Raw genomic sequence first — 26,027 nt, 5'->3', positions numbered from 1 at the left:
CGGGGGACATCGTGCCGGCCGCTATAATCGCGGGCTCTTTCCGCTCCGCAGCCACCCCATGACCGTCTCCGCTCCGTCCGGCGCGCCCGTGCAGATCCGCCGCGCCCTGCTGTCCGTTTCCGACAAGACCGGCCTGCTCGACCTGGCCCGCGCGCTGGCCGCGCGCGACGTCGAACTGCTGTCGACCGGCGGCACCGCGAAGGCGCTGCGCGAGGCGGGGCTGGCGGTGCGCGACGTCGGCGAGGTCACCGGCTTTCCCGAGATCATGGACGGGCGGGTCAAGACGCTGCATCCGAAGGTGCACGGCGGCCTGCTCGGCCGTCGCGGCACCGACGACGCGGTGATGGCCGAGCACGGCATCGAGGCGATCGACCTGCTGGTGCTCAACCTCTATCCGTTCGAGCGCGTGGCCTATGCGCCGGACGCGAAGTTCGACGACATCGTCGAGAACATCGACATCGGCGGTCCGGCGATGCTGCGCGCGGCCGCGAAGAACTTCGCGCACGTCGCGGTCGCGACCGACCCGTCGCAGTACGCCGCGCTGGTCGAAGAGCTCGACGCGGGCGACGGCGCACTGTCGGCCGCGACGCGCTTCTCGCTGTCGGTCGCCGCGTTCAACCGCGTCGCCCAGTACGACGCGCGCATCAGCGACGTGCTGTCGTCGATCGCCGAGCCCTCCGACGCGGGCGCCGCCGCGCGCGCGCCGTTCGGCGGCCAGAGCAACGGCAACTTCGTCAAGGTCATGGACCTGCGCTACGGCGAGAACCCGCACCAGCAGGCCGCGTTCTACCGCGACCTGTATCCCGCACCGGGCTCGCTGGCGACCTTCGAGCAGCTGCAGGGCAAGGAACTGTCGTACAACAACATCGCCGACGCCGACGCGGCCTGGGAATGCGTGCGCCAGTTCAACGCGCCGGCGTGCGTGATCGTCAAGCACGCCAATCCCTGCGGCGTCGCGGTCGGCGCGGCCTGCGGCGATGCCTACGAACTGGCCTACGCCACCGATCCCACGTCCGCGTTCGGCGGCATCATCGCGTTCAACCGCAGGCTCGACGCCGCGACCGCGAAGGTCATCCTCGACCGCCAGTTCGTCGAGGTGCTGATCGCGCCCGACTACGACGAGGCCGCACTCGACTACGCGACGAAGAAGGCCAACGTGCGCGTGCTGCGCATCCCGCTGGCGCCGGCGTCGACGCGCTTCATCGACACCAAGCGCGTCGGCTCGGGCCTGCTGATGCAGACCGCCGACGACCGCGTGGTCACGCGCGACGAGCTGAAGGTGGTCACCAGGCGCGCGCCGACCGAGGCGCAGTTCGCCGACCTGCTGTTCGCGTGGAAGGTGGCCAAGTTCGTGAAATCCAACGCGATCGTCTACGCCAAGGACCACCGCACGATCGGTGTCGGCGCCGGCCAGATGAGCCGCGTCTACTCGGCGCGCATCGCCGGCATCAAGGCCGGCGACGCCGGCCTGGTGGTGCCCGGCTCGGTGATGGCGTCCGATGCGTTCTTCCCGTTCCGCGACGGCATCGACGCCGCGGCCGAGGCCGGCATCGCAGCGGTGATCCAGCCCGGCGGCTCGATGCGCGACGGCGAGGTGATCGCGGCGGCCGACGAGCACGGCATCGCGATGGTGTTCACCGGGGTGCGCCACTTCAGGCATTGATGCCAGCGGGGCTGGCATCAATCCCAAGGTTTGCTTACGCAAACCTCGGGCCCCGGCCAGCGGCTCCCACACCCCCATCCGCGCCGATGGCGCGGATCGCCCCCTGACTCAGGGGGCCGGCGTCGCTCTGAGCTGCGGGCACTCGAGCGATGACTGACGTCGACGCCGATGCCAGCGAGGCTGGCATCAATCCCAAAGTTTGCTGACGCAAACCTCGGGCCCCGGCCAGCGGCTCCCACACCCCCATCCGCGCTGATGGCGCGGATCGCCCCCTGACTCAGGGGGCTGGCATCGCTTTTCGCTGACCCCGGCCGCAATCACTCTGGCCCGCGGACGCGCACGCTATGGTCGGCGTCATTCCGCCCCCCGAGGTTGCGATGGCCCGTCCGTCCCGGTTCCCTGCCGCATCGAAGATCGGCCTGCCGTCCGCACTGGCGGCGACGTTGGCGCTGTCGGCCTGCGGCGAGGCGCAGCCACCGGCCGCGGCCGCATTGCCGACGACGACCGCCGAGGCGGTCGCGACGCCCGCGCGCGAAACCACGGGCGCCGACGGCCCGGCCGCCGACGGCGGCGATGCGGTCGGCCTGCCGGGCGGCCGGGTTCGCGACTATCTGGTCTCGCAGTACGGCGAGCTCGCGCAGCTCGCCGGCACCTGGCCGGGGACGCCGGTCGCCGACGGCCTGGGCGACGACGCAGCCACGCGCGAGGTCTGCGCCCGGGCCGCGATCGGCGACGACGCCGCGCCTGCCGAACTGGTCGCGGTCTGCGGCGTGCCGGACGACGCCGGACACGCGACCTCGGCGCGGATCGATTTCTTCCTGCTGCGGCCCGATGCGTCCGACGCGTCGCGCGTCGCAGCGGGTGCGCGCACGCACATGGCGGGCTTCGGCAGCACCGGCGATGTCGCCGACGTCGAGGTCCGCCGCCTGGGACCGCATCTGCACGGCTTCGTCGTCGAAGACGGGTTCACGGCCCAGGGACTCACCATCGGCAACACCAGTCTCGTGCTGCCCGACGGCGGGACTTTCAAGCTGGCCGCGAGCCTGCGCAGCAGCCTCGACAACCTGGGCGCGATGGCCGGATGCGCGGAACGCGACGACTGCCCGCCCGATGCCGGCTACGACCTCACCTTCCAGGTCGACGTCGACGCACGCGACGCAAGCGCCGTCGCGTGGCCGCTGCGCGTGCGCGAACGCGGCGACGCCTGCGGACAGCGGATCGACCGGACCCACGAGGTTGCCTTCGACACGTCCACCATGGCCTGGCGGGTCCCGCCCGAACTGCAGCGCGACGGCTGCGACTGACGTCGCCGGCCGCGCGCGGGCGGGACGCGGTGCCGACGCCGCGCACGCGCGCGCGGCGCGATGCGCCCGCTCAGCCGCCCCGGCGCACGGCCGCGGCCGTCTTCCCGGCCGTCCAGATGCTGCGGTCGATCGCGTCGCCGAGTTCGGGGAAGTCCGTCGCGTCCAGCCGCGGCGACGCATCGCCCGCGCGGAGCTTGCGGTCGTAGTCGCGCGTGAGCTTGATCACCACCCCCGACAGCAGCACGACCGCGACCAGGTTGACCGTGGCCATCAGGCCCATCGCCGCGTCCGCAGTGGCCCAGACGATGTCGAGCCTGGCGATCGCGCCCCAGGCCACCATCGTCAGGCAGCCCAGGCGCAGCAGGAACAGCCCGGTGCGTCCGCCGCGCAGGAACAGCACCGCGCTCTCGGCGTAGGCGTAGTTGCCGAGGATCGACGTGATCGCGAACAGCGACAGGACCACCGCGACGAACGCCGGCCCCCATCCTCCGAAATGCACCGCCATCGCCTGCTGGGTCAGCACCGCGCCGTCGCCGCCCGCCGGGAGCACGCCCGACAGCAGGATCATCAGGGCCGTCGCGGTGCAGACGAGCAGCGTGTCGACGAAGACGCCGAATGCCTGGATCAGGCCCTGGCTCGCGGGGTGATGCGGCACGGGCGTCGCCGACGCCGCGATGTTGGGCGCGCTGCCCATGCCGGCCTCGTTGGAGAACAGTCCGCGCTTGACGCCGTTGAGCAGCGCCACCGCCAGGCCGCCGAGCATGCCCCCGGCGGCCTGGTCGAGGCCGAACGCGCTGCGCACGATCAGGGCCAGCATCGCGGGCACCTCGGCCAGGTGGGTCAGGACGACCCAGCCGGCCAGCAGCAGATAGCCGCAGGCCATCGCCGGCACCACCAGTTCGGCCATGCGGGCGACGCGCCGCAGCCCACCGAAGATCACCGGTGCGGACAGCAGCACCAGCACGATGGCGGTCCATGCCGCGTCGATGCCCCAGGCCTCCGACACCGCCTCGGAGATCGAATTCGCCTGCACTGCGCTGAACACCAGGCCGAAAGCCAGCACGAGGCAGACCGAGAAGATCGCACCCAGCCACGGCGCACGCAGGCCGTGGGCCATGTAGAAGGCCGGACCGCCGCGATAGTGCCCGGCCGCATCGCGCCGCTTGTACAGCTGCGCGAGCGCGCTCTCGGCGTACGCGGTGGCCATGCCGAGGAACGCGACCAGCCACATCCAGAAGATCGCGCCCGGACCGCCGACGCCCAGCGCGATCGCCACGCCGACCAGATTCCCGGTGCCCACGCGGGACGCGAGCGAAGTGCACAGCGACTGCATCGGCGAGATGCCGGCGGCGTCGTCTTCGGTGCCGCGCCGCAGATTGCGCAGCATCTGCGGAAAGCGCCGAAGCTGCACGACGCCGAGGCGCAGGCTGAACCAGATGCCGACCAGCGGCAGCACGCCGACCAGCACGTAGTTCCACAGCACGCCGTTGACGGCGCCGACGATCGGCGAGAGGGCGTTCTCGATCAGCTGGACCACATCCGGGCGCCTGTGCACGAAACCGTCGAGCCTAGCATCGTCGTCGTGCGCGTCCGCCGGGCCTGCGAGGCACGCGCGCCGACAGCCGGGCCCACAGGGCTTAAACTGGCGCCCCCTGGACAGCCGGTCAGTGCGCATGAAGAAGGTCCTCGTCATCGGTTCGGGCGGGCGCGAGCACGCGCTGGCCTGGAAGCTCGCGCAGTCGCCGCAGGTCGGCGAAGTGCTGGTCGCGCCGGGCAACGCCGGCACGGCGCGCGAGGCGGGTTGCCGGAACGTCGACGTCGCCGCGACCGATCTCGACGGGCTGCTGGCGCTGGCGCGCGAGCACGACGTGGCCTTCACCGTCGTCGGACCGGAGGCGCCGCTGGTCGCGGGCGTCGTCGACCGCTTCCGCGCCGCCGGCCTGCGCATCTTCGGGCCGACCGCCGCCGCCGCGCAGCTCGAAGGCAGCAAGGCCTTCGCCAAGGACTTCCTCGCCCGCCACGGCATCCCGACCGCGGCCTATGCGGTGTTCACCGATGCCGACACCGCGGTCGAGTACGTGCGCCAGCACGGCGCGCCGATCGTCATCAAGGCCGACGGGCTGGCCGCCGGCAAGGGCGTCATCGTCGCGACGACGCTGGACGAGGCGGAAGCCGCGATCCACGACATGCTCTCGGGCAACGCGTTCGGGGCGGCCGGCGCGCGGGTCGTGGTCGAGGAGTTCCTCGACGGCGAGGAGGCGAGCTTCATCTCGATGGTCGACGGCACGACCGCGCTGCCGATGGCGACCAGCCAGGACCACAAGCGCGTGGGCGACGGCGACACCGGTCCGAACACCGGCGGCATGGGCGCGTACTCGCCCGCGCCGGTGGTCACGCCGGAGGTGCACGCGCGGATCCTGCGCGAGGTCGTCGAGCCGACCGTGCGCGGCATGGCCGCCGACGGCGCGGCGTTCACCGGCTTCCTCTACGCGGGCCTGATGATCGACGCCACCGGCGCGCCGAAGGTCATCGAGTTCAACGTCCGCTTCGGCGACCCGGAGACGCAGCCGGTGATGATGCGGCTGACCTCGGATTTCGCCGCTCTCGTCGAAGCGGCGATCGACGGCGCGCTCGACGGCGTACACGCGCAGTGGGATCCGCGTCCCGCGCTGGGCGTGGTCATGGCCGCCGAGCACTACCCCGACACGCCGCGCACCGGCGACGTCATCAACACCTGGGACACCCCGCCGCTGGCCGACACCAAGGTCTTCCATGCCGGCACGAAGCTCGACGAACACGGCCAGGCAGTGACCGCCGGCGGCCGCGTGCTGTGCGTGGTCGCGCTCGGCGATTCGGTCGCCGACGCGCAGCGCCGCGCCCATGGCGAGATCGCCGGCATCTCGTGGCCGGGCGAGTTCCACCGCCACGACATCGGCTGGCGCGCGATCGAGCGCGAGCGCCGCTGAACCGGTTGCCGCCGGACCGGCTGCGCCGGGGCATCAGCGGGCCTCCGGGCACGCCACCGCGCGCTGCCGTCTAACGCCGCCCCTCCGCTGCACCGAGTCGTCATGCCGTCGCCGCTCAAGGAACGCCTGAACCGCCTCTGGGCCCACGAGAAGGCCAGCAGCGGCCTGCGCGTGTCCATCGCGTTCGGCGGCGCGATGGCGCTGTGCTGGCAGCTGCAGCAGCTGCCCGCGCTGCCGGCGCTGTTCCTGGGGATCATCGCCAGCGCGATGGCCGAGACCGACGACAACTGGCTCGGCCGGACCAAGGCGGTGCTGCTGTCGCTGGCGTGCTTCGGCGCGGCGGCGGGCGCGGTGACCGTGCTGTTCCCCTACCCGCCGGCGTTCATCGCGTGCCTGGCCGGTGCGACGTTCGCGCTGACGCTGCTCGGTGCGCTGGGCGAGCGCTACGCGTCGATCGCCCAGGGCACGGTCGCGTTGATGCTCTACGCGGCGATCGGCATCGACCAGCACGGCGCCGGCGACACCGGCGCGGCCTGGCGCGGCGCGGCCGAACTGCTCGCCGGCGCGGCCTGGTACGGCGCGCTGTCGATCCTGTGGACGATCCTGTTCGCCAACCGCCCGGTGCGGGAACGGCTCTCGCGGCTGTTCGTCGAACTCGGCCGCTACCTGCGGCTGAAGGCGGCGCTGTTCGAACCGGTCCGCCACGGCGACCTGCACGCGCGCCGGCTGGCGCTGTCGGAGCAGAACGCACGCGTGGTGGCCGCCCTCGACGCGACCAAGAACGCGATCATCAGCCGCTTCGGCCGGTCCGGGCGGCCGGGCGTGCAGTCGGGCCTGTACTTCCGGCTGTACTACATGGCGCAGGAGTTCCACGAGCGCGCCAGCTCGTCGCACTACCCCTACGAGGCGCTGGCCGAGGCGTTCTTCCACAGCGACGTGCTCTACCGCGGCCAGCGGCTGCTCGAGCTGCAGGGCCGCGCCTGCGGCGCGCTGGGCGAGGCGATCCGCCTGCGGCGCCCGTTCCAGTACGGCGCGGCCACGCGGCAGGCGATGGTCGATCTGCGGGAGTCGCTCGACTACCTGCACACGCGCGGCGACGGGCGGCAGGCGCGGCTGCTGGCCTCGCTCGAATCGCTGGTGCGCAACCTGCAGGCGATCGACCGCCGGCTGGCCGAGGACACGCTGTCGGACGCGCCGCTCGACGGCATGGACACGCGCCTGCGCGACTCCTCGCCGCACACGCTGCGCGAGATGGCCACGCGGCTGGGACGCCAGCTCAGCCCGACCTCGGTACTGTTCCGCCACGGCCTGCGGATGGCCGTCGCGCTGACCGCCGGCTACGCGGTCATGCACGCGACCGCGGCGCAGAACGGGTTCTGGATCCTGCTGACCATCGCCTTCGTCTGCCGGCCGAACTTCGGCGCGACGCGGCGGCGCCTGGCGCAGCGCGTGGCCGGCACGCTGATCGGCCTGGCCGCGACCTGGGCGCTGATGCAGCTCTTCGTCGGGGTCGAGCTGCAACTGCTGCTGGCGCTGGTCGCGGCGGTGGTGTTCTTCGTCAGCCGGACCGACCGCTACGCCCTGGCGACCGCGGCGATCACGGTGATGGCGCTGCTGTGCTTCAACCTGATCGGCGACGGCTTTGTGCTGATCTGGCCGCGGCTGCTCGACACGCTGATCGGCTGCGCGATCGCCGCGGCGGCCTCGTTCCTGATCCTGCCCGACTGGCGCGGCCGGCGCCTGCACCTGGTGATGGCCGGCGTGCTCGATGCCTACGCGCGCTACCTGCGCGAGGTGCTGGCGCAGTACCGCAGCGGCATGCGCGACGACCTGCCCTACCGCGTCGCGCGCCGCGACATGCACAACGCCGACGCGGCGCTGTCGGTGGCGCTGTCCAACCGACTGCGCGAGCCCGGCCGCTACCGCCGCGACCTCGACGCAGCGTTCCGGTTCCTGGCGCTGTCCAACACCGTGCTCGGCTATCTGTCCGGGCTCGGCGCGCACCGCGGAACGCTCGAGGGCACGGCCGACGACGGTGTGTTCGCGGCCGGCGAACACCTGCAGCGCGCGCTGGCCGACATCGCCGCGGCGCTGGCCGCCCAGCAGCCGCCGCCCGCGGCCGACGCGGCGCTGGCCGCCCAGCAGCCGCCGCCCGCGGCCGACGCGGCGGCCGAGACCGCGATGGCCGAAGCGCTGGAACGCGCCGGCGATGCGCCGGTCGACGCCCGGCGGCGCCTGCTGGGCGACCAGCTCGCGCTGCTGCTGCGCCTGCTGCCGGCGCTGCGCGCGGCGGCGGCCGCCGCCGGCGCGCCGCAGGGCACGCCAGCGCAGCCGGTGCCCGCCGCCGGCTGAGCCGGCGGGTGTCGGTCACGGCGGGGACGTGCCATCCTCGGCGCGTCCCCGCCAGGTTCCGGCCCGCATGACCCCAGGCAATGCCCAGCTGACGATGTCGGTGCTGATGACGCCCGACATGGCCAACTTCTCCGGCAATGTGCACGGCGGCACGCTGCTCAAGTCGCTCGACGAGGTCGCCTACGCCTGCGCCAGCCGCTACGCGGGACGCTACGTGGTCACGCTGTCGGTCGACCAGGTGACGTTCCGAGAACCGGTCCACGTCGGCGAGCTGGTGACCTTCCTCGCCTCGGTCAACTACACCGGCCGCACCTCGATGGAGGTCGGCATCAAGATCATCGCCGAGAACATCCAGGCGCGCTCGGTGCGCCACACCAACAGCTGCTTCTTCACGATGGTCGCGGTCGACGAGGACGGGCGTCCGGTGCCGGTGCCCCCGCGCGAACCGGCCAGCGCCGAGGAACGCCGCCGCTTCGAGCAGGGCCGGCAGCGGCGCGAGATCCGCCAGGAGCTCGAGCAACGCTACCGGGCGATGCGCGACGCCAGCGCCGACGCCGTCTCCTGACCGCTGACCGCCGCTCCGGGGTCACTCCGCCGGTGGCGCGCGCAGCGCCTCGCGCAGCAGCCCCGGGTCGTCGCCGAACAGCGCATCGACCCCGGCCTCGGCGAAGGCGCGCGCCTCGGCGCGGGCACCGGCCTCGCAGCGCGGCCCCTCGCCCCCGCATCGCAGCGCCGGCGGCAGGAACGGATCCTCGGGGCGCAGCGTCCACACGTGCACCGCCAGGCCAGCGGCGTGCGCGGCGGCCACCAGCGGCGTCGGCGCCGCCAGCGCACCGGCGTCGTCGACCGGCAGCACGTAGCGCAGATGCGGCGCGAGCACGTCGGCGTACTCGGCGATGCGGGCCAGGCCGTCGGGACCGAGCATCTGCAGATACGGCACGGGCGCTCCGGCCCGCGCCAGGTCGGATGGCGACTGCCCGGGGTCGCCGATCAGCTGCGCCAGGAAGACGTTGCGCAGGCCCGCCGCGTCGAGCATCCCGCGCAGGCGGCGCAGGTTGCCGACCTCGAACGACTGGATGCCCATGGGCGCGCGGCGAGCGTAGTCGTGCCGCTGCAGCGCCGCCAGCAACGCCGTCTCAGGGTCCAGCCCCAGTGCATGGAAATGGCTGGAATGCTTGAGCTCCGGGACGATGCCGATCGTCCGGCCGGTGCGCGCCGATGCCGCGGCGACCGCCTTGACGATCTCGTCGAAGGTCGGCACCGGGTACCGGCCGTCGTGCGCCGTGCCGCGCAACTGCGGCAGGCGTTCGCGCGCGCGCAGCGTGCGCAGCTCGGCCAAGGTGAAGTCCTCCACGAACCAGCCCTCGACCTGCGCACCGTCGACGTCGCGGACGCGGCGCCGGTCGGCGAACGCGGGGTGCGCGGCGACGTCGGTGGTGTCGCCGATCTCGTTCTCGTGGCGCGCCACCAGGACGCCGTCGCGGGTCATCACCAGGTCCGGCTCGACGAAGTCTGCGCCGTCGGCGATCGCCCGTTCGTACGCGGCCAGGGTATGTTCGGGCAGCAGCGCGCTGGCGCCGCGGTGCGCGATCACCGCCGGACCGCGCGCGGCGGCGCGGATCGCCTCGCGCACATCGGGCGCGAGCCGTTCGCCGGGCCCTGCGGCGGCGGGCAGCGCCATCGCCGCGGCCAGGACGCCGGCGACCATCCGCAACAGGCGCTCAGAACGTATTCGCGATCCGTCGCGAGCGCCGCCAGATGGCGCGCGGCGGAGCGCAGGATGCGCAGTGGACGTGGGGCCAATGCGCGTTTGTGGCCGCCATCCCTGGCGGCCACCCTTTGGGCCATCGCTGGCGCGATGCCAAGAACCGCTCCAGGCGGTTCTTTCGAGCACCGTACGCGCGCCAGCTGGCAAGCCCAGCGGGATCTTGAATGCGTTCTCAGAAGTCATGGGCGAAGCGCACGCCGTACAGCCGCGGCGTGCCGGGGACGTAGGTGGGAATGCCGAACTGCGCGCCGGTGTTGCCTGCATCGACCAGGTAGGCCTCGTCGGTGAGATTGTGGGCATAGGCCTGCACGTCCCAGCCGTTGGCCAGCCGCACGCCCAGGTTGAGGTTCAGCAGACCATACGCGTCCTGGGCGATGCCGGGCGCGTTGTCGTCCTCGAAGTACACCTTCGAGCGCCAGCTGTAGTTCGGCCGCACGTACAGTTCGTGGCCGTCGCCCACCGGGCTGCGCCAGTCCAGGCCCAGCGCGACGGTGTGCTCGGGCGTCAGCCGGAAGCGGTTGCCGGCCAGCGCCTGCGGGTTGCCGTCGTCGTCCAAGGCGTTGAACGCGGCGTCGATCCAGCCGTAGTTGAGGAAGCCGGTCAGCCGCTCGCCGAAGCGCTGCATCAGCGAGGCCTCCAAGCCGGTCGCGTGGGCGTTGCCGCCGTTGGCGGTGACGAAGAACGGCGGCGCGTCCGGGTTCTCGATCTGGGCCTGGAAGTTGCTGTAGTCGTAGTAGTAGGCGGCCAGGTCGTAGACGAAGCGGCCGCCGGCTGCGGCGCCCTTCAGGCCCAGCTCGTAGCTCCACACGATCTCGGCGTCGACCTGCTCCATCGCGCCGTCGTTGTACTGCAGCAGGTCCGGGCGGCGCCCGCGCGAAACGCTGGCGTAGCCGTTGAGGTCGGGGGTGAAGCGGTAGTTGGCCACCGCGCGCCCGATCACGGACGAGAACGTGTCCGACGCCGTCAGGCGGCCGCCGGTGACCGGGAACAGCGCGTTGGGTAAGGCCACGCTGTCCGGGAACGCGGGCAGGAACAGGCCCAGCACGCTCGGGGTGCCGTGATGGAGGGCCTCGTAGCCGGATTCGATCTTCTCGCGGGTGTAGCGCGCGCCCAGGGTGAGGTCGAGACGATCGGTCAGCGACCAGGTGCCGTCGGCGAACACCTCCAGCGCCTGCACGTCGCCGTGGTTGGCGTATTCCTCGGTGTGGACCGGCTTGAGCGGCAGGAACGCCGGCAGCCCGAGCATCTGCTGCAGCGCCGGGTGGATCGGCACCGCCGACAGGCTCGTGTTGGGCGTGCCGTCGGGATCGAGCAGCGGCACCACCGGCAACAGCCCGCCCACCACGGCCGACAGCGTCGGCGACAACAGTGCGTAGAGGCTGCGCTCGTCGGTGCTGAAGGGCACCCGCTGCGAGCCCGATTCGTCGAAGACGCTGGCGCCGGTGAAGCCGCGGAAGCGCCCGCCGGCGTCGTACTGGAAACGCACCTCCTGGCTGAACTGCCGCCCGCGCGCCACCTCGGCGAACTCCAGCAGGTTCGCCTGCGAGCCGTCGCCGTCGAATTCCTCGGTGGAATCGAAGCGGCGCCAGCCGGTGACGGTCGACAGGCGCCAGTCGTCGTCCAGGCGGAACTCGCCCAGCAGGGTCGCACTGTCGACGCTGCGGTCCAGGCCCAGCGCCCGGCCGCGGTTGAGATCGGCCGGCGCATTCCAGAAATCCGTGCTGCCTTGCCGGGTGGGAATGACGCCACTGCGGAAGGCCGTGCCCGGCGGCGTGTCCTGCTGGTGGTTGAGGATCAGGTCGAAGCCGCCGGTCTCACCCAGGTCCAGCCGCAGCGCGCCGCGGAAGGCCTGGGTGTCGCGGCCGTTGAGCGCACCGCCGGCGAGGTTGTCCACGGTGCCGTCGCGGCGCTGGTGGAACACCGCGAAGCGGCCGTACAGGCGGTCGTCGACCAGCGGCGCATTGGCGTGGCCGGTGAAGTAGGTCTCGTCGTGGTTGCCGAAGCCGAAGCGGAAGCCGCCCTCGGACGTGTTGCGCGCCTTGTTCTGGATCAGGTGGATCGCGCCGATCTGCGCGCCGCGGCCGAACAGCGTGCCCTGCGGGCCGCGCAGCACCTCCACGCGCTCCATGTCGAACAGTTCGACCACCGAGCCGCGCGAGCGGCTGATCGACACCCCGTCCTGGAACACCGACACGCGCGGCTCGCTGCTGGCATCGCCGCTGTCGGAGGTGATGCCGCGGATCACGAACCCGGGGTTGTTCGGGCTCTGCACCTGGGTCTGCAGGCCGGGCACGTAGTGGCCGAGCTGCTCGAAGCCGTCGATGCCCAGGGCGTCGAGAAACTCGCCCGAGTACGCGCTGATCGCGATCGGCACGTCGTGCACCTGCTGCTCGCGTTTCTGCGCGGTGACGACGACCGCATCCAGTTGCTGCGGTGTCGATTGCCCACGTGCCTGGGCGGATGCCAGAACGGCGAGGCTGACCAGCAGTGCCGGCACAAGTGGACGGACGCGAAACGGCATCGGGCGACATTCCCTGGAACTGCGAAGCCGCAGAGGATCCTGCGGGCGTATGTCCGCAGGATGGAACGCAGAAGACGTCACGATGACCGCGCCCTCGCGCCGGGCTCATCGGCCGTGCGCAGCGGGTGTGTCGACGATGTTGTCCGCCTCGGGTTCGCAGCCGGTCCGGCCGGCCGCCAGCGGCATCTCCGCACGCGCATGCAGGAACCGGCACGTCGCGGCGAACACGTCGGGCACGGCCCGGGACCGCAATGGCGAGGCGATCACGTGCGCCTCCGCATCCGGGAACGCGACCGCCTCGCGCAGCGCCGGCGGCGTGCCGAGCTGCGCGAACATGCTGTGCATCTGCGCCACTGACACCGTCGGGTCCTGGTGTTCGGGATCGCGGTAGTAGTAGCCGAGGAAGACCGGCGCCGTGATCCGGGCATAGGTGTCGGCGGTCATGCCGCCGCGGGTCAGCGCATACAGCGCACGATAGCCGTCCAGGTGCGCCGCCGACGCCCAGTACGGATGGTCCGAGCGCCAGCGCATCACCGGGTCGCCGCCGTTCTTCGACCACGACAGCGCATGCGCGCCCCATGGCCAACCCAGCGCCCGGAGCCGGTCTCCGGTCTCTCGCACCAGCGGCGACCACAGCACCAGCGCACGCACACCGGCCGGCCGGCCCGCGACCGCCTGCAGGGCCAGCGCACCGCCCATCGAACTGCCGACGACCACGACGCGCTCGCCCAGCACGCCGCCCACGGCCAGCGCTTCAGCGGCCGCCGCATGCAACTGCGCGGCATCGATCCCGCGCAGCGCGTCGTCCGCGTCCAGGCCGTGCCCGGGCAGGCGCGGCAGGTACAGGTTGCAGCCGAAGCGGCGCGCGAGCTGCGCGTGGGTGGGCGCGCCTTCGCCGTGGCTGGCGGTGAAGCCGTGCAGGTAGACGATGGCGCAGGGCGCGCGTGCCGGCCGCGCGGGATCGGCCCAGACGATCCGGGCCGCCGTGCCTGCCCGAAGTCCCGGCACGGCGGCCTCGCGCGCCTCGATCCACGCCGCCAGCGCGGCCGGCGATCGCGGCACGTCCGGCGACAGCGACGGCGGCGCCAGCGCGCGCGAACGCGGCCCCAGCAGCGCCGCCGCGAACAGCGCCAGACACACGCCGGCCAGCAGCCGGCGCCACCGCGGACGGCGGACGGCCTCAGCCATGGAGGCGGGCGCCGGCGCGCGGCGCGGGATCGGGGGACACCGACATCGATCGAGACCGAAAGCACGGCCTGCATGCCGCACGCGGCAGTCTGGATACGCTCGATGACAGCCGCGTGCCACCCGCCCTGCCCCGGCCGACGGTGATGCCGACCTGCTAGGCTCCGCGCAGTCCGTCCAGGAGCCGCCATGTCCGGCCAGTCCCAGTTCGCGCTGTTGCGGCAGCGGCGTTTCGCGCCCTACTTCGCGGTCCAGGCGCTCGGCGCCTTCAACGACAACGTCTATCGGCAGTCGATCATCGCGCTGCTGTTCTTCCTGGGCGTGGGCACCGAGGAACGCACGCTCTACACCAACCTTGCGCCGGCGCTGTTCATCCTGCCCTACTTCCTGTTCTCGGCGATCGCCGGCCAGATCGCCGAGAAGCTCGAGAAGCAGAAGCTGATCGTGATCACGACCGCGATGGAGATCGCGATCATGTCGCTGGCCGCCGCCGGCTTCCTGCTGCAGAGCATGCCGGTGCTGCTGGTCGCGCTGTTCCTGACCGGCACCCAGTCGACGCTGTTCGGGCCGGTGAAGTACTCGATCCTGCCGTCGGTATTGCGGCCCGAGGAGCTGACCGGCGGCAACGGCCTGGTCGAGATGGGCACGTCGATCTCGATCCTGGCCGGCATGATCTACGGCGGGCTGGTGTTCAAGCTGGCCGGCAGCCACGGACCGGAAGCGGCAGCGGTCTCGGTGATCGCGCTCGCGGTCGCCGGCAACCTCGTCGCGCGGCTGATCCCGAAGGTCGACGCCGGCGCGCCGGACCTGACGGTCAACTGGAACCCGATCCCCGAATCGAAGGCGGTGCTGCGCCTGGCCCGGCGCCAGCTCGCGGTGCGCAACGCGATCCTGGGCGTGTCGTGGTTCTGGTTCGTCGGCACGGTGCTGACCGCGCAGCTGCCGACCTACGCCGAGGTGTACCTGGGCGGCGTGGCCAACGACACCGCGCTCTACATCTTCGCGCTGGCGCTGTTCTCGGTCGGCGTCGGCGCCGGCTCGCTGCTGTGCGAGAAGCTGTCCGGGCGCACGGTCGAGATCGGGCTGGTGCCGCTGGGCGCGTTCGGCATCAGCGCGTTCCTGCTCGACCTGTACTTCGCCCGGCCCGGCCTGCCGCCGCAGACCGGCCTGACGATCGGCGCCTTCCTCGACGGCCCGGGCGGCTGGCGCATCGTGGTCGACCTGGTCGGCGTGGGACTGTTCACCGGCGTGTTCGTCGTGCCGCTGTTCGCGCTGATCCAGAGCCGCACGCCGCGTTCGGAGCTCTCGCGCGTGATCGCCGGGCTCAACATCCAGAACTCGCTGTTCATCGTCGCAGCGGCGGTGATCGGCGTGCTGGTGCAACGCGAATCGCTGTCGCTGGGCGGCCTGACCATTCCGCTGCCGGGCCTGACGATCCCGCAGGTGTTCCTGGCGCTGGCGATCGCCAACCTGCTGGTCGCGATCTGGATCTTCACGATCGTGCCCGAGTTCCTGATGCGCCTGGCCAGCATGCTGCTGGTGCGCACGCTGTACCGGCTGCGCGAGCGCGACGTCGATCCGGCGATCCCGGCCGACGGCGCGGCGTTGATCGTCTGCAACCACGTCAGCTACATGGACGCGCTGATCCTGTCGGCGGCGATCCCGCGTCCGGTGCGGTTCGTCATGTACCACCGGATCTTCGACATTCCCGGGCTGCGCTGGATCTTCCGGCACGCCAAGGCGATCCCGATCGCCGGCGCGAAGGAGGACCCGGCGCTGATGCAGCGCGCGTTCGACGCGATCGACGCGGCGCTGGCCGAGGGCGAGCTGGTCGGCATCTTCCCCGAGGGCCGGCTGACCGGCGACGGCGAGATCGCCGCCTTCCGCTCCGGGGTCGAGCGCATCCTCGCCCGGGCCCAGGCGCGCGGCCAGCGCGTGCCGGTGGTCGCGCTGGCGCTGCGCGGCATGTGGACGAGCCTGTGGAGCCGGCACCACGCGCACGCCGGCGACCGGCTGGCGCGCATGCGCGTGCCGCGGCGTCTGCGCGCGCACGTCGAGGTCGTCGCCGCGCCGCGCGTCGAGGACCCCGCCGGGCTCACCGCCGCCGCGCTCGAGGCGCAGGTGCGCGCGCTGCGCGGCGATGCCGCCTGAGGCGCCGGCGACGCCCGACCGTCTGCCCAGCGGCGCGCGACTCGGTTACGCTGGCGGCCGTTCAGGTCACACCGGCCCAGCGCCGGTGCCGGCCGCCGCACCGGGGAGCCGCATGCCAGATCCAACGCCATCGTCGCCGCACGTGGTCTACGTGCAGGCCGCACCCGCATCGACGCGGTCGAGCGGCGTCGCCGTCCTGCTCGAACTGCTGCCCGGGGCGCTGGTCCAGACCTTCGGCGTCGGCCACCTCTATGCGGGCCGGGTCGGCACCGGCCTGCTCTTCATGTTCGGCTACTGGGCGGTCGCGCTGGTCAACCTGCTGCTGTGCTTCGTGGTCGTCGGGTTCTTCACCTGGCCGGTGTGCTGGATCGCCACCGCCATCGTGTCCTCGGTGCTCGCGGCCAACGCCACCCAGTCGTCCACGCGCTAGCGACGCGGTCCGCGCCTAGGCTGCACCGGCCGTCGTTTCGATCCGCCGTTCCGTGTTGTCGTCCACCGTTCTACCCATCCTCGAGGAGAGCACCACATGAGCACCATCCCGCCGCCCCCGCCCGGTCCGTACGCCGCCCCGGGCACCCCGCTGCCCGGCGCGCCGATCGCCCCGGGCACGGTGCCCAACCACCTGGCGTGGGCGATCATCGCCACCGTGCTCTCGCTGTGCCTGTGCTGCATCGTCGGCACGATCCCGGGCATCGTCGCGATCGTGTTCGCGGCCAAGGTCAACACGCTGCTGGGCCAGGGCGACCTGGCCGGCGCACAGCGCGCGTCCAACACCGCCAAGACCTGGTGCTGGGTCACCACCGGCCTGTGCATCCTCGGCCTGCTGTGGACGATCTACTCGCTCACGCTCGGCGGCGGCATGGAGCAGTACCAGATGATCTTCGACCAGATCCAGAGCGGCGTCTGATGTCCCACGTGCACGGCCAGCACCCCGTGGCGCGCGTGCGCACCGCCACCGTCGCCCTCGCGGGCGGCGGTCTGGCGGCCGCCGCGGCCGGCGTCTGGCTGCTGCGCACCTTCGATCCGAACGCGCCGGGCAGTCCGTTCCCGCCGTGCATGTTCTACGCCGCGACCGGCTGGGTCTGCCCGGGCTGCGGGCTCACCCGCTGCCTGCACGCACTCGTCCACGGCGACCTGCCGCAGGCGTTCTCGATGAATCCCCTGCTGCTGGTGCTGCTCGCGCTCTCGCCGCTGGCGCTGGCCTGGCGCCTGGGCTGGCGGCCCGCGTGGCTGCAGCCGGTCGCCGCGCGGCTGTCGACGGCGACGTTCTGGCTGGTGCTGCTGTCGGTCTACTGGGTCGCCCGCAACCTGCCCTGGCCGCCCTTCACCTGGCTCGCGCCCGGCGGGCTTGGCTGAATCCGCCTCAAGCGGCGTCGGTGCCGGTGCGCAGCGCGTGCCAGCGCGCGATCAGCCAGCGCGAGATCGACAGCATCGGCGACAGCAGCAGGTCGGGATGGGCGTCGCGCAACGCGGCACCGACCGCCTCGGCGTCGAACCAGCGCGCGTCCTCGAGCTCGTCGTTGACCTGCGGGACGTCGGGCTCGGCCTCGGCGAGGAACCCGAGCATCAACGACGACGGAAACGGCCAGGGCTGCGAGGCGAGGTAGCGGCAGTTGCGCACCCGCACCGCGCTTTCCTCGAACACCTCGCGTGCGACGGTCTGCTCGAGCGTCTCGCCCGGCTCGACGAAGCCGGCGAGCGTGGAGTAGCGGCGCGCCGGCCAGGCCGCCTGCCGCCCGAGCAGCAGCCGCGGGCCGTCGGTCACCGCGACGATGATCGCCGGATCGGTCCGCGGATAGTGTTCGGTCCCGCACTGCGGGCAGCGGCCGAGCCAGCCGGCGCGCGCCCATGCGAGCGCCGCGCCGCAGACGCCGCAGTGCCGGTGCCGCGACCGCCAGTGCAGCACCGCGCGCGCCTGCGCGAACGCGGTGGAATCGCGCAGCGGCCATTGCGCCGCCGCGCTGCGCAGGTCCACGAAGCCCTGCACCGGCAGCCCGTCGGGCGCATCCTCGGCCGGCAGCGCGAACCAGCCGCGCTCGCCGTGCAGGCCCAGGAACACCGCCGAGGCCGGACGCTCGCCCAGTGCGGTACCGGTCAGCGCCGGCGGCGCGCCGTCGCCGTCGACGGCCGCATCGCCGTGCGCGTCGACCACCAGCACGCGCGCATCCGGCCACAGCCGCGCGGGCGCGGCGCTGTCGGTCCGCAGGTGTTCGGCGCGATCGAGCGGGGCGTCGACGAAACGGAAGTCCATGCCGGCATTATCGCCGGCCGCTGTGTCGCGATGGCGACACGGGCCGGGACCGGCGGGAGGCGGCGGCGCGCACGCCGCCCTTGGCTCAGACCGTGAAGCTGCTGCCGCAGCCGCAGGTCGACTTCGCGTTCGGGTTGCGGATCGTGAACTGCGCGCCGTGCAGGCTTTCGACGTAGTCGACCGCCGCGCCCATCAGGTACTGCAGGCTCAGCGGGTCGACCACCAGCGTGACGTCGTCGGTGACGATCGCCAGGTCGTCCTCGGCGCGCTCCTCGTCGAACTCGAAGCCGTACTGGAAGCCCGAACAGCCACCGCCCTGGATGTAGACGCGCAGGTTCAGCGCCGGGTTGCCCTCGCCGTCGATCAGCTCGCGCACCTTGGCCGCGGCGGCGGGCGTGAACTCCAGCGGCCGCTCCAGGGACTGGTAGCCGGGGCCTTCGATGGTCAGCACTTCGCTCATGCCCGACAGGATGGGGGGCCCGGCGACCGCGTTCAAGCGTCGGGGACGGAACGCGGCGTCACGTCCGCCCAGCTGAACGCGCGTTCGACCGCCGCGCCGCGACCGGCCGGCGCCAGCCGCACCGTCACCCGCAGCGGCTGGAACCCGGGCGGCAGCACGACGTCGCCCTCGACCTGCTGGAAATACTTGAACGAGTACGGCACGCCGGCCGCGTCCGCGCGCTGGCGCAGGTCCGACCAGGCCAGCGTCTCGAGCCGACCGTCGCGGGTGCCTTCGATCGCCAGGCGCATCTCGCCGGCGCTGGCCGCGTCGCGGGCCAGACTCTGGGTCAGCGTGGCCGTGTAGTGCCAGCCCTGGTCGGTCCGCGGCTGCATCCGCAGCTCGTGCACGGTCAGGCCGCGTCCCTGCGTCGTAGAGCCGACGAAGCGCTCGTAGAACGCGACGTCGGCGCGCAGCGCGGCGATCTCCTCGTCGCGCTCGGCCAGCGTGCCCTGCAGTTCGCGGTTGGCGTCGCGGCTGATCTGGTCGGAGCGGGTCAGCGTGGCGACCTGCTGCTGCAGGTCCTCGATCTGCGCGGCCTGGGCCGCGAGCTGGCGCTGCGGGTTGGCCGCGCCCGGCGCGAACAGCTGCCAGGCGCCCCAGCTGCCGAACAGCAGCGACAGGGCCACGAGCACCAGCAGGGCCAGCGTCCAGCGCAGGCCCTGCGCGGAGCGGACGGGCGTGCCGGGCGGCGACGGCGACGGGGACTGCCCGGAGGGCGCGGGTCGGGTCATCCGGGGAGATATAGCGAGCGCGGCGAATCGCAGTCAAGCCGCCGGGCTGCCTATACTCGCCGGCGTTTGGGGTGGGTTGTCCTTTCCTGCCGTGCCGCCCGGAGGTCCGATGTCCGAAGCCCATCTGTTCGCGGTCGGCGTGCTGCTGGCGTGGCTGGCAGGCGTGCGCGCCTACCTGACCGTGTTCGGCGTCGGCGTGGCCGGCGCGCTGGGCTGGCTCGACCTGCCGCCGGCGCTGGAGGCGACGAGCTCGCCGTGGGTGCTCGGCGTGTCGGGCGTGCTCGCGCTGACTGAGTTCCTCGCCGACAAGATCCCGGGCGTCGATTCGGGCTGGGACCTGCTGCAGACCCTGGCGCGGGTGCCGGCGGGCGCGTTCCTCGCCGCCGCCGCGCTCTCGCCCGACGGCGAACTGGGCGCCGGCATGCTCGCCACCGGCGCGGGCGTCGCACTGACCAGCCACGCGCTCAAGGCAGGCTCCCGGGCACTGCTCAACCTCTCGCCCGGGCCGGCGAGCAACCTGGCCGCGTCGTCGGCCGAGGACGTGCTGACCGTCGGCGCGCTCGGACTGGCACTGGCCTCGCCGTGGCTGGCCCTGGCGCTGGTGGCGACGGTCGCGCTGGCCTGCGCGGTCGCGCTGGCCTGGCTGTGGCGCCGCGTGTTCGGCCGCGGCCGCCGGCGTCGCGCCACCGCCTTGCCGCGCTCCTGATTGCGGCCCGGGTAAAGTTGCGCCTTCCCGAGCTTCGCGCCACAGTCCCCCCATGTCCGACGCCGACAATCCGCAACGCGCGGAGTTCCCCCCCACTGCGTACTGGCGACGGTGGGCGGCCGATGCCGGCCGGCCGTCGCTGCCGGACGCGACCGACGCGGCCGCCGGCGCCGCCGAGGCCGGCACCGTGCCGCTGTCCGACGAGGGCCGGCCATACCGCGTGCTGGTCGTCGAGGACGATCCGAGCCAGGCCCTGTTCGCCGAGAGCGTGCTCAACGGCGCCGGGCTGCAGGCGCGCGTGGTCGCGATCGCCAACGAGTTCCTGTCGACCGTCGCCGACTTCGCACCCGACCTGGTGCTGATGGACCTGCACATGCCTGGCATGGACGGCGCCGAGCTGACCGCGCTGCTGCGCCAGCAACCGGCGCACCGCCACATCCCGGTGGTGTTCCTGACCGGCGACGTCGATCCGGAACGCCAGTTCGAGGCACTGGAGGTCGGCGCCGACGACTTCCTGACCAAGCCGGTGCGGCCGCGGCATCTGGTGTCGGCGGTCCAGAACCGCATCCGGCGCGCGCGCACCCTGCAGCAGATGCCCGACCCCGGCCGCAACCCGGTGACCGGGCTCAACAGCCGGCTGCAACTGCTGCAGCAGCTGGCCGAGGCGATCCCCGCGCAGCCGCGCGGCGCGCTCGCGTTCGTCGAGATCGAGGGCATCACCGCACTGCGCGACCGCTACGGCTACGCCGGGCTCGAGACCATCCTCACCGATGCCGGCCGGCACCTGCGCCAGCTGGTCGACGGCGCCGCGGCGACACGCCTGAACGACAACACGTTCCTGATCTTCGCGCCGACGGTCGACCGGACCGCGCTCGACGCCTGGGCGCGCGGGCTGCGCGACGGCATCGGCAGCCACCCGTTCCCGCTCGCGGGCCAGAGCATCCGCCTGCGCGCGCTGATCGGTTACGCCGATCTCGCGCACGCCTACGAGGACCCGGGCAGCGCACTGGCCGCCGCCGAGCAGGCGCTGCGCGACGCGCGCGGCACCCCGGCCGGCATCGCGGTGCACATCCCCGCGCCGGCCACCGCGCCCGGCGACGCGGCGCCGTCGCTGTCGGAAGACCTGCGCGGCGCGCTCGACGAAGGCCGCATCGAGCTGGCGTTCCAGCCGATCGTCTCGGTCGCCGGCGGCGACGAGCCGCAGTACCAGACGCTGCTGCGCCTGCGCGGCCGCGACGGCGAGCTGCACTCGGCCGCGCGCATCCTGCCGGCCGCCGAGCTGGCCGGCCTGCTGCTCGACATCGACCGGCGCGTGCTGGAGCTGGCGGTGGCCACGCTCGCCGAACGCACGCAGCGCGGCGGCGCGATGCGGCTGTTCGTGTCGCAGTCCTCGCGCAGCCTGGTGCACCCGGGCTACGCGGACTGGCTGCTGCAGCGCCTGGACGAGGCCGGCGTCCCGGGCGCCGCGCTGGTCATCGACGTCCGTCAGGACGACGCGCTGATCCACGCGCTGTCGCTGCAGGAGTTCTGCGCGCGCATGGTGCCGGCCGGCGTGCAGCTGTGCCTGGGGCAATACAGCGACGGCGAGGAGGCCAACGCGCTGCTCGCGCAGCTGCCGCTGGGCTTCGTGCGCCTGTCGGGCCGCTACTCGCGCCAGCTCGACGAACCGCGCGTGCGCGACGAGATGCGCGGCGCGGTCGAGCGCGCGCACCGGCTCGGGCTGCAGGTGATCGGCCAGCAGGTCGAGAACCCGCAGGCCGCGGCCACGCTGTGGATGAGCGGCATCGACTACATCCAAGGCAACCTCGTGCAGCGCGTGGCCGACGCGCTCGACTTCGACTTCCACCACTCGGTGCTGTAGGACGCGATGTCGGCATCGGCGCTGCGCTGGAGCGCGTTCGCGGCGGCCCTCGCCGCGGCGGCCGCTTCGCTGCTGCAGGCGCTGGCCGTCCCCGGCCCCTGGGCGATCGTCGCGCTGGCGCTCGCCGCCGTCGCCGCGCTCGCTACCTGGGCGCTCGCCGCGCCGCTGCGCCGCCACGACGCGGCACTCGACGAGGCCCTCGCGCAGGCGCAGCAGGACGCGCAGACCCACGCGCGGCTGCAGCGCGAACTCGACGCGCACACCCATCTCGAGCAGCAGCTGCGCCAAGCCAAGACCGCAGCCGAGTCGGCGGTGATGGCCAAGGGCGAGTTCCTGGCGACGATGAGCCACGAGATCCGCACGCCGCTCAACGGCATCACGCCGATGCTCGACCTGCTGCTGCACGCACCGCTGCCGGCCGACCACCTCGAACTGGTCCGGACCGCCTACCTGTCGGCGCAGCAGATGCAGCGCATCGTCGACGACATCCTCGACTACTCCAAGCTCGAATCCGACCGCCTCGACCTGGAGGTCACCGGCTTCAACCTGCGCGAACTGCTGCAGGGCGTGGTCCAGCCGATGGACCGCCAGGCGCAGGCCAAGGGCCTGCACATGCAGCTGCAGATCGACCCGGCGGTCCGGCTGGCGGTCCGCGGCGATCCGGTGCGACTGCGGCAGATCCTCAGCAACCTGCTCAGCAACGCGGTCAAGTTCACCGAGCGCGGCGGCATCACCGTCGACGTGCGCCGGCTGGGCGAGACGCCGACGCGCCACCAGCTCCGGTTCGAGGTCCGCGACACCGGCATCGGCATCTCCGCGCAGGGCCAGGCGCGGCTGTTCCAGGCCTTCAGCCAGGCCGACGCGTCGACGACGCGGCTCTACGGCGGCACCGGCCTGGGCCTGGCGATCTCGCGGCGCATCGTCGAGCTGATGGGCGGGACGATCGGCGTGACGTCCGCGCCCGGCGCCGGATCGACGTTCTGGTTCGAGATCCCGCTGCGCAAGGCCCAGGGCGACATGCCGGCGGTCGATGCGGCCGGCGGTTCGGGCCACGCCCTGCTGCTGACCACCGATGCGCGGCTGCGCACGCGCCTGGGACTGCTGCTGTCGAACTGGGGCCTGCGCGTGATGTCGGCCGACACCACGCACGAGGCGCTCGAACTGCTGCGCGAGGCGGCCGGCAAGGGCCCGTCGGCGGCGTGCTCGGTCGTCGTCGCCGACCTGGTCGGGCTGCGCGACGGGGGCGTCGCGCTCCGGCGCAACCTCGCCCGCCACGCCGACTACGGCCGGCCGCGCCTAGTGTGCCTGCAGGACGAGGCGCCGCCGGCCGACGGGCCGCAGGACGAGGCGATCCTGCTCGGCCGGCAGGTCTCCGACGCGCGCCTGCGCGAGGCGATCCTCGGCGATCCGCCGGCGGCATCGCGCCCCGGGCCCGAGCCGCCGACGCTTGCCGGCGCGACCGCACCGGTCCCGCGCCCGCCCGCCACCGGTGCGCCGCAGGACGCGCCCGCCGGCACGCCGCGCGTGCTGCTGGTCGAGGACAACCCGGTCAACCTGATGGTCGGCCAGCGGTTGCTGGACGTGCTCGGCATGCGCTGCGAGACCGCCAGCAACGGCGAGATCGCGCTCGCCAGGCTGGCCGAGGGCGGCCACGACATCGTGCTGATGGATTGCCAGATGCCGGTGATGGACGGCTACACCGCGACCCGGCGCTGGCGCGAGCGCGAGGCGGCATCGGGGGCCGGCCACCGGCTGCCGATCGTCGCGATGACCGCCAACGCAATGGCCGGCGACCGGCAGAAGTGCCTCGATGCCGGCATGGACGACTACCTCGCCAAGCCGGTCACCCGCAACGAGCTGGCGCGTTGCCTGGCGCGCTGGTGGCCGCCCGGCGGCGCTGCCGCGCCGGCGCCCGATGCGGTCCCGGCACCGGCAGTCCCGTTGCCGGCGACGTCCGCATCCGGCGGACCTGCGTCGTCGCCGGTCGTCGCGCCGCCCGCGGTGGCGGCGCCGGTCGCGGCCGGCCCTGCGGTCCTCGACGGCGAGGTGCTCGACGATCTGCGCGACCTGCTCGGCGACGACGTCGACCGGCTGGTCGCGGTGTTCCTCGACGACACGCCGCGCCTGCTCGCCACCTTCGAACGCGCGGCGGCGGCGGGCGACCACGAGGCGATGCGCGAAGCCGCACATTCGCTCAAGTCCTCGAGCGCCAACCTCGGCGCGCTGGCGCTGTCGGCCGAGGCCCGGGGGATCGAGGCGGCGGCACGTGCGGGGACGCTCGACGATGCCGAGGCCGCGGTCGGGCGGCTGACTGCGGCGTTCGCCCGTGCGCGCGACGCGCTGCGGGCCCGGGGGCCGGTCCCCGGCTGAGACGCCGCCGGCGCCACGCAGACGCCGGCGGACGGCTCAGTCGTCGCCCATCTGGCTCTGCAGGTAGTTCTCCTCGCCGATGCGGGCGATCAGGTCGAGCTGCGTCTCCAGCCAGTCGACGTGCTCCTCCTCGTTCTCGAGGATGTCGGCCAGCAGCTTGCGGCTGACGAAATCGCCGACCTGCTCGCAATGCGCGATCGCCTCGCGCAGCACCGGCAGGCCGTCCATCTCCAGCGCGAGGTCGCATTCGAGCATCTCGCGCGGCGTCTCGCCGATGCGCAGCTTGCCCAGCGCCTGGAAGTTCGGCAGCCCATCGAGGAACAGGATGCGCTCGGACAACGCATCGGCGTGCTTCATCTCCTCGATCGATTCCTTGTACTCGTGCTTGCCCAGCGCCTCCAGACCCCAGTGCTTGAGCATCTTGGCGTGCAGGAAGTACTGGTTGATCGCCGTGAGTTCGTTGTACAGCGCCTGGTTGAGGTAGCGAATGACCTGCGCGTCGCCCTTCATCGCGGTGCGTCCTGTCGGGGGAAAGGCGCCCACTCTAGCGGGACGCGCACGCCGATGAAGGAACGCGAATCGTGCGCATTCCTCGGGACTTGAACGGCGGGTGGCCGCGCGTCAGGCGGCCGAAGCGATCAGCGGCAGCTCGAACGTCTGCGTGCGCGCGGCGTGGTACTCGTCGAGCAGGCCGGCGGCCATGTCGGTGCAGCTGCCGCAGGTCGCGCCGCATCCGGTGCGCATCGTCAGCTCGGACACTTCGCGGCAGCCGTTGGCGGCGGCTTGGCGGATCTGGGCGTCGGTGACGCCGTTGCAGATGCAGACGAACAAGGCTGCGGTCCTGGCCGGGGCTGAGGACACTATTCGGCCACAAACGAGAATCACTGTCAAATGAGAAACGTTCAGCTGTGCCCGTCGGAATCCCGGTTGCGCATGGCCTCGGGCCGCCGTGCCCGGCGCTGGGGCCGGCGGCCGCGGGGCCGCTCGACCGCGGTCTGGGGGATCGCCTGCGTCCCGGCGACCTGGCGTGCGTACGGGGCCAGGTGCCGCAGCGCGCTGACGTAGACCCCGCGCTTGAACATCACCACGTGGTCGAGCGGATACCAGAAATCCACCCAGCGCCAGTGATCGAACTCCGGCTTGTCCGACAGGTCGAGCCGCAGGTGGGTCTCGTCGCCGACGAACTGCAGCAGGAACCAGACCTGCTTCTGGCCGATGCACACGATCCGGTCGTTGCGGCGGATCGCTCGCTGCGGCAGGCGATAGCGCAACCAGCCGGGCGTGGCGCCGAGCACGGCCACGTGCTCGGGCAGCAGCCCGGTCTCCTCGCGCAGCTCGCGGTACATGGCCTCGAGCGGCGTCTCGTCGGTATTCATCCCGCCCTGCGGGAATTGCCAGCCATCGCGACGCACCCGGCGCGCCCAGAACACGCGCCCGTCCGGGTGCATCAGCACGATGCCGACATTGGGCCTGAACCCGTCCGGATCGATCACGATGCGGACTCCTAATGCGATTGACTTGGCGTCACTGTCCCCGACTCTGCCATGGGCGCCGCGGGGCGACAAGCGCGCCGGCGACGCCTCACCGGGGGCCGTGGTGGCGACCGTGCCGTTCAGGCCATGCGGTAACACGGCCGGCTCGGTGCCTGCCCGCCCGACGCCTTGCCGGGCGGGCGGCCGTCTGGCCGCCCGGCTCC

21 protein-coding genes and 1 pseudogene are annotated in these 26,027 nt (G+C 72.7%); 12 read left to right on the top strand and 10 right to left on the bottom strand.

The genetic code is table 11. From position 1 onward, the window contains the following. Positions 1 to 58: 58 nt before the first annotated feature. Both purH and WQ56_RS17755 read left to right on the top strand, forming a co-directional pair. Positions 59 to 1,663 (top strand): bifunctional phosphoribosylaminoimidazolecarboxamide formyltransferase/IMP cyclohydrolase, encoded by a 1,605-nt coding sequence (gene purH / locus WQ56_RS12345; protein ID WP_047137423.1) that lies wholly within the window; start codon positions 59 to 61, stop codon positions 1,661 to 1,663. A gap of 377 nt (positions 1,664 to 2,040) precedes the next feature. Next, the gene (locus WQ56_RS17755; RefSeq protein ID WP_052773000.1) at positions 2,041 to 2,967 is read left to right on the top strand and encodes a hypothetical protein; all 927 of its coding nucleotides are present in this window, start codon (positions 2,041 to 2,043) and stop codon (positions 2,965 to 2,967) included. A gap of 70 nt (positions 2,968 to 3,037) precedes the next feature. Here WQ56_RS17755 and WQ56_RS12330 read toward each other — a convergent pair whose 3' ends face one another. Next, complete coding sequence (locus WQ56_RS12330) at positions 3,038 to 4,522, bottom strand: alanine/glycine:cation symporter family protein (protein WP_197076486.1); 1,485 nt, start codon at positions 4,520 to 4,522, stop codon at positions 3,038 to 3,040. Positions 4,523 to 4,640: 118 nt separating this feature from the next. Here WQ56_RS12330 and purD point away from each other — a divergent pair, with 118 nt between their 5' ends. The 3 genes from purD to WQ56_RS12315 all read left to right on the top strand — a co-directional run bounded on the left by purD (position 4,641) and on the right by WQ56_RS12315 (position 8,850). Continuing rightward, positions 4,641 to 5,933 carry a phosphoribosylamine--glycine ligase gene (purD, locus tag WQ56_RS12325; RefSeq protein ID WP_047137420.1) on the top strand — a complete coding sequence of 431 codons (1,293 nt, stop codon included), beginning with the start codon at positions 4,641 to 4,643 and terminating at the stop codon, positions 5,931 to 5,933. A gap of 102 nt (positions 5,934 to 6,035) precedes the next feature. Then, positions 6,036 to 8,285, top strand: a complete 2,250-nt coding sequence (gene yccS, locus WQ56_RS12320) for a YccS family putative transporter (RefSeq protein ID WP_047137419.1) — start codon at positions 6,036 to 6,038, stop codon at positions 8,283 to 8,285. Between the two features lie 67 nt (positions 8,286 to 8,352). Next, a complete protein-coding gene (locus WQ56_RS12315) occupies positions 8,353 to 8,850 on the top strand; it encodes an acyl-CoA thioesterase (RefSeq protein ID WP_047137418.1) in 498 nt (165 codons plus the stop codon). Positions 8,851 to 8,871: 21 nt separating this feature from the next. Here the strand turns inward: WQ56_RS12315 and WQ56_RS12310 are convergent, their stop codons facing one another. From WQ56_RS12310 to WQ56_RS12300, 3 genes are all read right to left on the bottom strand, one after another. Beyond that, positions 8,872 to 9,993 carry a glycerophosphodiester phosphodiesterase family protein gene (locus WQ56_RS12310; protein ID WP_082132385.1) on the bottom strand — a complete coding sequence of 374 codons (1,122 nt, stop codon included), beginning with the start codon at positions 9,991 to 9,993 and terminating at the stop codon, positions 8,872 to 8,874. 232 nt (positions 9,994 to 10,225) lie between these two features. Then, entirely contained in the window at positions 10,226 to 12,574 is a 2,349-nt protein-coding gene (locus tag WQ56_RS12305; protein ID WP_047137417.1) for a TonB-dependent receptor, read from the bottom strand. A 105-nt stretch (positions 12,575 to 12,679) separates the two neighbouring features. Next, complete coding sequence (locus tag WQ56_RS12300) at positions 12,680 to 13,762, bottom strand: alpha/beta fold hydrolase (protein ID WP_156170528.1); 1,083 nt, start codon at positions 13,760 to 13,762, stop codon at positions 12,680 to 12,682. A gap of 186 nt (positions 13,763 to 13,948) precedes the next feature. On the opposite strand from WQ56_RS12300, the gene WQ56_RS12295 reads away from it, so the two are divergent. From WQ56_RS12295 to WQ56_RS12280, 4 genes are all read left to right on the top strand, one after another. Further along, on the top strand, positions 13,949 to 15,910 hold the full coding sequence (locus WQ56_RS12295) for an MFS transporter (protein ID WP_047137416.1): 1,962 nt from the start codon (positions 13,949 to 13,951) through the stop codon (positions 15,908 to 15,910). A 112-nt stretch (positions 15,911 to 16,022) separates the two neighbouring features. Next, positions 16,023 to 16,340 (top strand): hypothetical protein, encoded by a 318-nt coding sequence (locus tag WQ56_RS12290; RefSeq protein WP_156170527.1) that lies wholly within the window; start codon positions 16,023 to 16,025, stop codon positions 16,338 to 16,340. A 96-nt stretch (positions 16,341 to 16,436) separates the two neighbouring features. Next, positions 16,437 to 16,817, top strand: a complete 381-nt coding sequence (locus tag WQ56_RS12285) for a CD225/dispanin family protein (protein ID WP_047137415.1) — start codon at positions 16,437 to 16,439, stop codon at positions 16,815 to 16,817. Beyond that, a complete protein-coding gene (locus tag WQ56_RS12280; RefSeq protein ID WP_082132384.1) occupies positions 16,817 to 17,266 on the top strand; it encodes a DUF2752 domain-containing protein in 450 nt (149 codons plus the stop codon). The genes WQ56_RS12285 and WQ56_RS12280 overlap by 1 nt, the downstream gene beginning before the upstream one ends. Positions 17,267 to 17,273: 7 nt before the next feature. Here WQ56_RS12280 and nudC read toward each other — a convergent pair whose 3' ends face one another. The 3 genes from nudC to WQ56_RS12265 form a co-directional block, all read right to left on the bottom strand. Next, on the bottom strand, positions 17,274 to 18,161 hold the full coding sequence (gene nudC, locus WQ56_RS12275; protein ID WP_047137414.1) for an NAD(+) diphosphatase: 888 nt from the start codon (positions 18,159 to 18,161) through the stop codon (positions 17,274 to 17,276). Positions 18,162 to 18,246: 85 nt separating this feature from the next. Beyond that, entirely contained in the window at positions 18,247 to 18,621 is a 375-nt protein-coding gene (gene erpA, locus WQ56_RS12270) for an iron-sulfur cluster insertion protein ErpA (protein ID WP_047137413.1), read from the bottom strand. 32 nt (positions 18,622 to 18,653) lie between these two features. After that, positions 18,654 to 19,394 (bottom strand): DUF6776 family protein, encoded by a 741-nt coding sequence (locus WQ56_RS12265; protein WP_047137412.1) that lies wholly within the window; start codon positions 19,392 to 19,394, stop codon positions 18,654 to 18,656. A gap of 109 nt (positions 19,395 to 19,503) precedes the next feature. On the opposite strand from WQ56_RS12265, the gene WQ56_RS12260 reads away from it, so the two are divergent. Genes WQ56_RS12260 through WQ56_RS12250 form a run of 3 tightly spaced genes read left to right on the top strand, consistent with a single transcriptional unit; the run spans position 19,504 to position 24,331 of the window. After that, entirely contained in the window at positions 19,504 to 20,100 is a 597-nt protein-coding gene (locus tag WQ56_RS12260) for a DUF4126 domain-containing protein (protein WP_047137411.1), read from the top strand. Positions 20,101 to 20,152: 52 nt separating this feature from the next. After that, positions 20,153 to 21,961, top strand: a complete 1,809-nt coding sequence (locus WQ56_RS12255; RefSeq protein ID WP_047137410.1) for an EAL domain-containing protein — start codon at positions 20,153 to 20,155, stop codon at positions 21,959 to 21,961. 6 nt (positions 21,962 to 21,967) lie between these two features. Further along, positions 21,968 to 24,331, top strand: a complete 2,364-nt coding sequence (locus WQ56_RS12250; RefSeq protein WP_047137409.1) for a hybrid sensor histidine kinase/response regulator — start codon at positions 21,968 to 21,970, stop codon at positions 24,329 to 24,331. 36 nt (positions 24,332 to 24,367) lie between these two features. On the opposite strand, the gene bfr is transcribed toward WQ56_RS12250, so the two are convergent. From bfr to WQ56_RS12235, 3 genes and pseudogenes are all read right to left on the bottom strand, one after another. Further along, positions 24,368 to 24,841 carry a bacterioferritin gene (gene bfr, locus WQ56_RS12245; RefSeq protein WP_047137408.1) on the bottom strand — a complete coding sequence of 158 codons (474 nt, stop codon included), beginning with the start codon at positions 24,839 to 24,841 and terminating at the stop codon, positions 24,368 to 24,370. A 111-nt stretch (positions 24,842 to 24,952) separates the two neighbouring features. After that, positions 24,953 to 25,162, bottom strand: a complete 210-nt coding sequence (locus WQ56_RS12240) for a (2Fe-2S)-binding protein (RefSeq protein WP_047137407.1) — start codon at positions 25,160 to 25,162, stop codon at positions 24,953 to 24,955. A 152-nt stretch (positions 25,163 to 25,314) separates the two neighbouring features. After that, a pseudogene (locus tag WQ56_RS12235) lies at positions 25,315 to 25,824 on the bottom strand (RNA pyrophosphohydrolase); the annotation flags it as partial. Positions 25,825 to 26,027: the final 203 nt, after the last annotated feature.

It is taken from the genome of Luteimonas sp. FCS-9 (assembly GCF_001014645.1).
GTDB lineage: Bacteria > Pseudomonadota > Gammaproteobacteria > Xanthomonadales > Xanthomonadaceae > Luteimonas.
The sequence above is the reverse complement of the archived record's forward strand: the minus strand, read 5'-3'. Positions and strand labels throughout refer to the sequence as shown.